Origin of the sequence: Marinomonas sp. MED121, from assembly GCF_000153025.1 — a bacterium.
Taxonomy (GTDB): Bacteria; Pseudomonadota; Gammaproteobacteria; order Pseudomonadales; family Marinomonadaceae; genus Marinomonas.
Window position 1 is genome coordinate 324,441 of record NZ_CH672430.1, and the last position, 9,877, is coordinate 334,317.

A 9,877-nucleotide genomic window follows, 5' to 3' on the forward strand; every position below is an offset into this window, starting at 1 on the left:
TTGAAGCTTATTTAACCTCTTCTAAAGACAAATACACCTCGCTTCCTAAATCTTTAAACTGAGCTGACATATCAGCCATACCTTCCTTCATTTGCTTGGACGTCACATCCTCTATTTCAATATCACCTTTTTTCTCAAGATCCGCGGCATAGTCTCGTACTTCTTGCGTAATTTTCATTGAACAAAACTTTGGCCCGCACATGGAGCAAAAGTGCGCTACTTTTCCAGATGCCTGCGGTAAAGTTTCATCATGGTAAGAACGAGCGGTTTCAGGATCCAATGCAAGGTTAAATTGATCCTGCCAACGAAACTCAAAACGTGCTTTTGAAAGTGCATTATCACGAATTTGCGCCCCCGGATGTCCTTTCGCAAGGTCAGCCGCATGTGCAGCGATTTTATAGGTGATCAAACCTTGTTTTACATCTTCTTTATTAGGTAACCCTAGATGCTCTTTGGGCGTGACATAACACAACATAGCACAGCCATACCAACCAATTTGAGCTGCACCAATACCTGAAGTGAAATGGTCATAACCCGGCGCAATATCTTGGGTGAGTGGCCCTAAGGTATAAAACGGCGCTTCATGACAATGCTCTAACTGCTCTGTCATATTATGCTTAATCATCTGCATGGGCACATGGCCTGGACCTTCAATCATGACTTGAACATCATATTCCCAAGCAACTTTAGTCAGCTCGCCTAAGGTTTTTAACTCTGACATTTGTGCTTCATCATTAGCATCCATAATCGAGCCTGGGCGTAGGCCATCACCAAGAGATAAAGACACATCATATGCTTGGCAAATTTCACAAATTTCTGGAAAACGTTGGTATAAAAAACTTTCTTCATGGTGTGCCAAACACCATTTAGCCATAATAGAGCCGCCCCGTGACACTATGCCCGTTAACCTTTTTGCTGTAAGTGGTACATAGCGTAATAAGACCCCAGCATGGATAGTGAAGTAATCAACCCCCTGCTCAGCTTGTTCGATTAAAGTGTCTCTAAAAACATCCCAGTTAAGGTCTTCAGCAATACCATTTACTTTTTCTAATGCCTGATAAATAGGAACAGTGCCAATAGGAATAGGGGAATTCCTTAAAATCCACTCTCGGGTTTCGTGAATATTTTTACCTGTAGATAAATCCATCAAGGTATCTGCCCCCCAACGTGTTGACCAAACAAGCTTCTCCACCTCTTCCTCTATAGATGAGGTTAAGGCAGAGTTACCAATATTGGCATTCACCTTCACCAAAAAGTTGCGCCCAATAATCATAGGCTCTGATTCAGGGTGATTTATATTGGCTGGGATAATTGCTCGGCCCGCAGCAACTTCTTGGCGCACAAACTCAGGGGTAATTTCGGTTTGAATATTGGCCCCAAAGCTATGTCCAGGGTGCTGCTTTAATAGCAGCTCACTTTTTATTGCCTGCATATTTTGATTCTCACGAATCGCAATAAATTCCATTTCAGGGGTAATAATGCCCTGTCTGGCATAATGAAGCTGGGTCACATTGGCGCTAGGCTTTGCCTTCATAACCTGAGGTAGGTGCTCAAATCGTAAAGTATCTAATCGAGAATCTTCCAACCTTTGCTTAGCAAATTCAGATGATACGCTGGCTAATTTTTCTGTATCAGCACGTTTTTCAATCCAAGTCTTTCTGATTGGGGCAATACCTTGATAGACATCAATTTTTTGGTTCGGATCAGAATAAGGGCCTGAGCACTCATACACATAAATAGACTCATTAGCCTCGTAGGTAAAGTTTTTAGGGTCTTTACCTATTGGTGTATCAGTCAACTTTATCTTGCGCATAGGTACTTGGATAGAGGTATCACTGCCTTCAATATATACCCGTTCTGAAGCAGGAAAGGGGTTTGCCTGCAAAGAGTCAATAAAGTCTTTCGCCTTAAGACGTGACTCTTCTCGTTTACTGATAACCTGAGGGGTCGCTGATTGAGCTTTGGTGTTCTTGTTGTTAGACATAAGCAATCCTTTTAAACAATGAAAGAAATGCTTGTCAGTCGTGCTTTGCTCTTTGAAAACAGACAATCTATTTTCACTAACTTCATTCTTCATGCCAATCACAGATCGTATGAAAAATAAAAGAGCATTCGATGCAGATAAGAAATATAGTGATGATTTTCTTGTTCCCTACGCAGGTATTTAGCCCTGTTCAGGTTCTGCGGATCCCGTGCTTAAACACGATCTCAGCCAAATGGCACTCCGACAAGTGGTGCTAACTATAAGGTGAAAAAATATAATGTAAAGACTTAAAAAATATTTAGCTTATCGGCTCAATTGTTAATGCTAACGTTTTACTCTCTTTAGATTTAACAAGAAGTTTATGAATATCCGTCACACATAATGGCTTAAAAAGAAGAAAGCCTTGAGCATATTCACAGTCTAATGCCTTAAAGAAATCAAATTGAAAATGGCTTTCGATTCCTTCAACGACAACAACAAGATTCAACATCTCTGCCATTTTGACTGAAGCCTTTAAAATTACATCCTGACTATTGCCTGGAACCAAATTTTTCACAAAGGAGCGGTCAATTTTGAGGCCATCAAACGGGTACTGAATCAGGCGCTCTAAAGAACTATAACCCGTGCCAAAATCATCAATATAAATAGCGATGCCATAGCTTCGAATTCGCCTTAATTGCTTAACCACACTTTCTTCTTGGTCATAAATCGCCGTTTCAGTAATTTCCAGTTTGATATTATTAGGTTTTAAATCATTAACATCTAATGAAATCAATAAGTTATCGCATACTTGATCAGATAAAAGCTGTTTAGGTGAAATATTAATACTGACAAATAGCTCAGTGTTGCCACTCGCTTCAATCAATTGTTTTAAATCATGACATACCTGATGAATTAACCAGTTTGAAAAAGGATTAATCAGATTCGTTTGCTCAGCAATAGGAATAAACTCGACAGGGGATACATTCCCCAACAGCTCATTATGCCAACGCATAAGAGCTTCCATCCCTTTAATTTCACCTGTTTCAAAACACACTATGGGCTGATAATTGATTTTAATTTCATGCAGTTTTAAGGCTCTAAGAAGGTTTTTCTCTAATAAAGAACGACGCCTTTCGGTTTCATTTAAGCCCTGATTAAAGATAATAAAGTCAGCTCGACCATTACGTTTTACTTCGTACATCGCCATATCCGCTTGCTTTAGTCCTTCACTAGCGCTTTTCACTGTTTCATCCAGCATACTAATCCCAATACTGGCAGAAATTTTAAAGTTAAATCCATTGCTAAAGGCGAAAGGTTTTCTAAGGCCTGCCACCACTTTATCTGCTAATTTATTTAACTGAGGTAAATCCGTAACACCAAGCAAGAAAACTGCAAACTCATCACCACCAAGCCGTGAGATCACTTCATTTTCAGAAAAACACGCTTTGAGTCGTCTAGAAAACTCAAGTAATAACTCATCACCTACATGGTGCCCATATTGATCATTAACCGTTTTAAATTTATCTAGATCAATAAAAAAAATAGCACTCTTATGTGCGCTATTTTTCTTAATATAATCAGACATTTTTTCAACAAAGGTTGCACGATTTAAAAGCCCAGTTAAAGAATCCATTTGCGCTTGATTCTTTAACGCTATTTCAGCTTTTTTCTTCTCTGTAATATTCGCAATAAAACCTTCGTAGTATTCCTCACCATTTTCATGACATGTTAAATACGCATTTTCCTGTAACCAAATCGCCTTACCTTTAAGGTCAAAGCTTTGCCACTCAAACCCAATTACACGTTTATCCTTTAGCAATAAACTAATGAAATCCTCATAATCTTTAGAACTATTATGCAGCTGCTCGCCAATATTATTTACGTTTTTACAAAGCTCATCCTCATCCAAATACCCAAACGCCTTGGCATAGGCAGGATTAGCCTTTATCAAATTGCCCGTTAAACTTGCTCTGTAAATACCATCAACTGATAGGTCGAAAAGGTGGGTATAGTCAGATCGAACTTCTCTTAAGCTCTGTCCTTTTAATCTCAATAGACTTTCAATTTTTTTCTCATAACGCCTTGAACGATAGATATAAAAAACCGTTAAGCTAGAAGTCATTAGCAAGAGTAAAGCAAGCGCATTCCCTAAAGAAAAATAACGAGTGTAAAACGCTGGTTTCACTTCACTGACTTGCAACACATACTCTTGATCAAATAAAAAGAAGCGAGCCTCTCGTTGCCTAAATAACGAAGACGACACATCAAGATCGCATTGCTCAGCATTAAATTGCGATTGATATAAAAGCCTTGAATTTGGCAAAAATACACTCAAACACGCTTTATTCTCAGCTGTATTAGCATTCAATATGGGCTTAAAAATAGAATCTAAATCAATAAGACCGATCAAAAAACCCGCCTGCTTCTCATGCCGGTTTAATGCTGTTTCAAGACCAATAACCTGACTCTCACCAAGAGTGCCTGTGACAGTTACATTAGAGCCTGATGATTCACGTGCTAACAATTTTTGGGGGCTTAAAGGGTCAGACAAAAGCACACTTTCTAGTTCGGCTGCTTTATCCGTTCCCACTAAGCTTATTCCCTGTGGCATAGAATTAAGTGATTGCTTTAGATAAAGAAAAGTGAGCTTGTCATGCTGATCATTTTGGGATTTCAACAAGGCTTCAATGTGTTTTATATTGTACTCATCAACACCTTGAGCCTGTGAGCTTATTTGAGCACTTAATTGTGAAGCTAAAAAAGTTAATTTTTCCAACTCATAAGTTAAGGTCAATTGACTCATTTGAACGTCATGCTGAAAAGAGAAAGCCTCCTCGTCCTCTAGCAATAGGTTAAAACTACTATAGGTGTACCAAGCACAAGGAAACAAAAGAAGGGCAACAAAAGATGCGAGTATGACGGGTGATTTAAACCATTTAGACAAAAATTCCATAAGCTTTTTTTTAATAGTCCTTCGATAATAGGCAAGTCCCTCTCACCATTTCAATATCTCAGACTATTAAATCCTTAATTACATCCATATATTCAATATTTTTTAAAGCTATATCATATACTCATTTGATTACCGAAAATCATATCACTGTTTTTCTATGACTGCATTTGCAAGGCGATCTGATACAAGTAATTCTTTTTTAGACCGGTAATTTTAGCCGCTAGTTGTGAAGCCTGCTTCAAGGATAAGTCTTGCAATAGTATCTCAAGAATACGTTTCGCTTCTTGATCATTATCATCAGCGTCAGTTTCTTCACGATAATCAAGCATCACGACAAACTCACCACGCACTTGATTAGAGTCCTCTTCAAAACGCTGTAAAATATAAGAAGGCTTTCCTTTTAAGAAAGTTTCAAAGGTTTTAGTTAATTCACGGGCCAATACAATCTCTACATCATCTTCAAAGACGTCCATTAGATCGGAAATAGAATCTTTGATTCGATGAGTCGACTCATAAAATACCGTTGTGCCAGCTTGTTGCTTCCAGCTTGCCATCACCTCTTTACGGGATTTGGATTTAGCCGGTAAGAAACCTTGGAAAAAGAATTTATCTGTGGGTAATCCAGAAGCACATAAGGCTGTAATAATGGCAGAAGGGCCAGGAACAGGCGAAACCTGATAACCTAGATCCCTTAGATAACTCACCACATGATAGCCTGGATCAGAGATTAAAGGTGTACCTGCATCTGAAACCAAGGCCACATCTTCCCCGTCGTCTAGCAACTTGGCAATATATTGAGCGCGGTCTTTTTCATTATGATCATGTAAAGAGAACAAGCGCGCTTCGATATTAAAATAATTCAATAATTTTTTAGTATGACGAGTATCTTCAGCCGCAATAAAACTGGCTTTTTCTAGGGTATCTTTCGCCCTCTTACTCAGGTCATCCAAATTTCCAATTGGCGTTGCGACAATATACAAGGTGCCACTAACATCCGTAGAACTATGTGGTAACATACGGTCTCTTTCTCTTTGATTTTTAAGCATATGAGTCATTTTAACTGGCGTATAATAACATTATCTTTATGTTCTGCACTCTTAGTGGCCTGTGGTTCAGAAAAAACAACACAACAGGTTCAGATACAAATAATTGAGCAGCCTGTTCCTGAAAAAACTGCCCAAGCAGATACAATACCTAGGGATGACTTTGAAAAGCTTATTTGGCAAGCAGAAAATGCAGCAACCTATGAAGACGCCTCTTATTATTACCTAGCTGCCGCCCAGTTAAAGTTTGACGCTGACAAAAGCGCCATTGCCCTATCAATATTAGAAAACAACCTCATCCCGTTTAGCAGTGAAAATCAACTTAGCGCCTACTTATTGACAGCTAAAATTTACACCGAACTCGAACAACCTCTTTATGCACTAAGTGCGCTATTTAAAGCAAAGAGACTCGATGCAGCTAAACAAAAAGAGAATCAATATAAATTAGGCTTATACAGAGCAAGTGCACTAGAGGTATTACAAAATTGGCCCAGCGTTGTCCGAGAAAGAGTCAAACTCTCGTCTCTATTGCCGCTAAATGAGCAAGCATTAAACCACCAAGCCATTTGGCAAGCGACGCAAAATCTAACTGACTCTGAAGTTACATTGCTAAACTACAGCCAGAATCAGACATTAAAAGGCTGGTTAGAGATCTCTTCAATTTTAAGGTCTAAAACAGACACTTTGAGTATGCAGTTAACCGCATTTAATCAATGGCAAAGTTTAAACCCACAACACCCAGCCGCACAGACACCACCAGAAGACTTCGTAGTTATCGCAGAACTAAATCAAACAAGGCTAAATAAAATTGCCATTATTTTACCTATGACAGGCAAGCTAAGCTTGGCTTCTCGCGCCATTATTGATGGTTTCTTAGCGGCCTACTATCAAGTAATAAACGAAAGTAATAGTGAACTTATTTTCATTAATAGTGCGGATTATGAGGATATTGGACTTGCATTAAGCGAAGCAGAAAGACAAGGGGCTGATGTGATTGTTGGGCCTTTAGCAAAAAGTTCGGTTGCACAGCTAAGTCGTTATACCCTAAATACTCCGGTGATCGCTCTCAATCAGCTTGAAACCTCCTCTAAGCATGACAACCTTCACTATTTTTCATTAACCAGTGCTGACGACATAGCGGAATTAATTTCCTTTGCCAAACAAGAAGGTGCTAACAATGCAGGCATTCTTTCACTCACAGCACCTTGGGCATTACGTCAAGCGGATGAATTTAAGCAAATAGGCGAACAAGAACAAATTAATATTGTGAGCAATATCGAATTTAACAATCAACCTAAAGAAAGAGAAACCGCAATTAAAGCGCTTTTATTGATCAATGAAAGTCAGCAAAGAAGAAAAGTGCTTGAGCGTGCTTTAGGCCAGAAAGTTCATAGTATTGATAGACCAAGACAAGATTTAGACTATCTCTATTTTGTTGGCCATATTGCCGATGCTAAGCAAATCAGACCGTCATTGGATTATTATTATGCTAATAATCGCAATATCCCTATTTTAGCCAGTCACTCGATTAACAATAAGACACCAGATAAAAGCACGAAAAAAGAAGATATTGACCGTATTTTATTTGCAGAAGTACCTGCTTTGACAAAGCCAACCCCATTATTAAGCCAAGCCTCTAAAAAGGTGAGCAAGAATATTCTTAAACGCCTTCAGGCAATGGGCGCTGATGCCTACCTACTAGCGAACCGTTACTGGGTATTTCATAAACTCCCCCATGCAAAAATTTCGGCAAGTACAGGGGTTATCACACTTGATGAGCTAGGCATTTTTAGAAAGAGACCAGATTTAGTTATGTATCGCTCAGGAAGATTGATCAATGCTAAAAATAAGGACATTTTTACGGCAACTGACTCAGAAAAAGCAATCATTCAATAAAGGGCAATTAGCAGAAGAAGCTGCGAAGGTGTTTTTACTGTCACAGAAGCTTTCTATGATAGAACAAAACTTCATTTGTAAACTGGGTGAAATAGACCTAATTTGCCTCGACAATGGAGTAATTGTTTTTGTTGAAGTAAGATACCGACAAGATAATAGCCGAGGAAGTGCTGCACAAAGCATCCACCTTGGAAAACAAAAAAAAGTGATTAAAGCAGCGCAATATTGGCTGTTAATCAACCATAAACAAGATACTCCAATTCGTTTTGATGCTGTTCTTTTTGATCAGGTCATCGATAACGAGCATCTTACCTGGCTAAAAAGTGCATTTTAACTGTATGGATTTTCAAGAAGCAATATATACTCAATTCGCGCATAGCTTTGAAGCACAACAGAGCGCGTTTGAATCTTTACCGCCCTTTATAGAGCATGCTGCCAAAGTTATGTTTGCAAGCATTGCAGAAGGCAACAAGATCATTTGCTGCGGTAATGGTACTGGCTCTCACCTTGCCCACTATTTCAACACCTTAATGCTAGATAAAATGGAAAGAGAAAGACCAGGACTTCCATCAATCACATTAAGTGGCGAAGCTGCTGCATTATTATCTATCTCTCATAATGATAGCTACCATGATGTTTTTTCAAAGCAATTAACTGCAATTGGCAACCCAGGTGATGTCTTATTTATTGTTGCCAACAAAGGTAATACATCCCCTATCATTCAGGCGATACAAGCCGCTCACCAAAGAAAGATGTCAATTGTTGCCTTAACCAGCCCAGAAGCTAAAAACATATCAGCCCTCACCTCGACTGATGATACAGAAATTAAAATCAACCTACTCGGTACCGCTAGGGTGCATGAATGTCAGGTGTTAGTCATACATACTCTGATCGATTTAATTGAACGTCAGCTATTTGGATATGAAGATTAAAAAAGGCGCTTAAAGCGCCTTTTTATTAACTCTAAAGTCTATCTACTAGCCATAAATTCAAATGGACTACTTCACGACTCTCAAGGTAAACCCTTTTTTATCAGCTTGAGGTTCAGGCTCTTTCGTTGGTGATGGATCTGTAGGTTCATCAGGAAACTCTTCATCGGGAAAGAATAAACCATCACCATTTTCTTTTGCATAAACAGCAAGCGTTGCTTTAATCGGCACATAAACCTGCATAGGTTTGCCGCTAAAGCGCGCCTCAAAAGACACAGCCTCTTGATCCATAATCAAATGCCTAACGGCTGACATACTTACATTTAATACGATTTGACCATCTTGTATAAACTCAGTTGGCACAACCACATCAGGTAATTCAGCATTCACCAAAAGGTATGGGGTCATATCATTGTCGACAACCCATTCATAGGCAGCCTTTAATAAGTAAGATCTTTTTGGGATCATCAGCTCACTCTCTTTTTCAATTTCTACTTTGTCTCTTATATAAACAAATAAAGGGGCGTAAGGCCCCTTTATTTATTAACTAACCAAAAGGATTAGTCTAAACGCATTTCTTGCTCTGCTTCAGAAAGGCTTTCTTTAAATGACTCACGATCAAAAATAAGATCCATGTAATCAAACAAAGGCTGTGCCTGTTCTTTCGAGATATCAACACCAAGAATAGGTAAACGCCATAAAATAGGAGCTAAACAGCAATCTACAATCGTAAATTCATCGCTCATGAAATAAGGCTTTTCTTGGAAAATTGGTGCAACATTAATTAGGCTTTCGCGTAATTCTTTTTGTGCAGTTTCAATTTCAGCTTGATCTTTACTTGTTAGAATAAGATCTGCCAGTGCCGCCCAATCCCTTTGAATACGATACATGTACAAACGGCTTTCGGCGCGAGCAACAGGGTATACCGGAAGCAGAGGTGGATGAGGGAAACGCTCATCCAAATACTCCATCATGACATTTGGCTCATACAAGACAAGGTCACGGTCAACCAATGCAGGCAATTCATTATATGGGTTCACATCAGCCAACTCATCTGGCTTATTAAATGGATCCACATCAATGATATCAA

The 9,877-nt window shown here is 39.0% G+C and carries 8 protein-coding genes and 1 riboswitch; of the genes, 3 read left to right on the plus strand and 5 right to left on the minus strand.

Features of this window, described 5'->3' with window-relative positions:
• Positions 1 to 7 precede the first annotated feature (7 nt).
• The 3 genes from thiC to rsmI form a co-directional block, all read right to left on the minus strand.
• A complete protein-coding gene (gene thiC / locus MED121_RS09420; RefSeq protein WP_036179864.1) occupies positions 8 to 1,984 on the minus strand; it encodes a phosphomethylpyrimidine synthase ThiC in 1,977 nt (658 codons plus the stop codon).
• Positions 1,985 to 2,132: 148 nt separating this feature from the next.
• A riboswitch (TPP riboswitch) is annotated at positions 2,133 to 2,237 on the minus strand.
• Between the two features lie 45 nt (positions 2,238 to 2,282).
• Entirely contained in the window at positions 2,283 to 4,919 is a 2,637-nt protein-coding gene (locus MED121_RS09425) for an EAL domain-containing protein (RefSeq protein ID WP_009833445.1), read from the minus strand.
• A gap of 155 nt (positions 4,920 to 5,074) precedes the next feature.
• A complete protein-coding gene (gene rsmI, locus MED121_RS09430; RefSeq protein ID WP_036180126.1) occupies positions 5,075 to 5,935 on the minus strand; it encodes a 16S rRNA (cytidine(1402)-2'-O)-methyltransferase in 861 nt (286 codons plus the stop codon).
• A 30-nt stretch (positions 5,936 to 5,965) separates the two neighbouring features.
• Here rsmI and MED121_RS09435 point away from each other — a divergent pair, with 30 nt between their 5' ends.
• The 3 genes from MED121_RS09435 to MED121_RS09445 are packed head-to-tail and all read left to right on the plus strand — an operon-like array spanning position 5,966 to position 8,790.
• On the plus strand, positions 5,966 to 7,858 hold the full coding sequence (locus tag MED121_RS09435) for a penicillin-binding protein activator (RefSeq protein WP_009833447.1): 1,893 nt from the start codon (positions 5,966 to 5,968) through the stop codon (positions 7,856 to 7,858).
• Entirely contained in the window at positions 7,800 to 8,192 is a 393-nt protein-coding gene (locus tag MED121_RS09440; protein ID WP_009833448.1) for a YraN family protein, read from the plus strand. The genes MED121_RS09435 and MED121_RS09440 overlap by 59 nt, the downstream gene beginning before the upstream one ends.
• 4 nt (positions 8,193 to 8,196) lie before the next feature.
• Entirely contained in the window at positions 8,197 to 8,790 is a 594-nt protein-coding gene (locus MED121_RS09445) for an SIS domain-containing protein (protein WP_009833449.1), read from the plus strand.
• 66 nt (positions 8,791 to 8,856) lie between these two features.
• Here the strand turns inward: MED121_RS09445 and MED121_RS09450 are convergent, their stop codons facing one another.
• Together MED121_RS09450 and MED121_RS09455 are read right to left on the minus strand one after the other, a co-directional pair.
• Positions 8,857 to 9,255 carry a ClpXP protease specificity-enhancing factor gene (locus MED121_RS09450; RefSeq protein WP_009833450.1) on the minus strand — a complete coding sequence of 133 codons (399 nt, stop codon included), beginning with the start codon at positions 9,253 to 9,255 and terminating at the stop codon, positions 8,857 to 8,859.
• A 92-nt stretch (positions 9,256 to 9,347) separates the two neighbouring features.
• Positions 9,348 to 9,877, minus strand: a 530-nt coding sequence (locus MED121_RS09455; protein ID WP_009833451.1) for a glutathione binding-like protein, incomplete at its 5' end; no start/stop codon positions are given.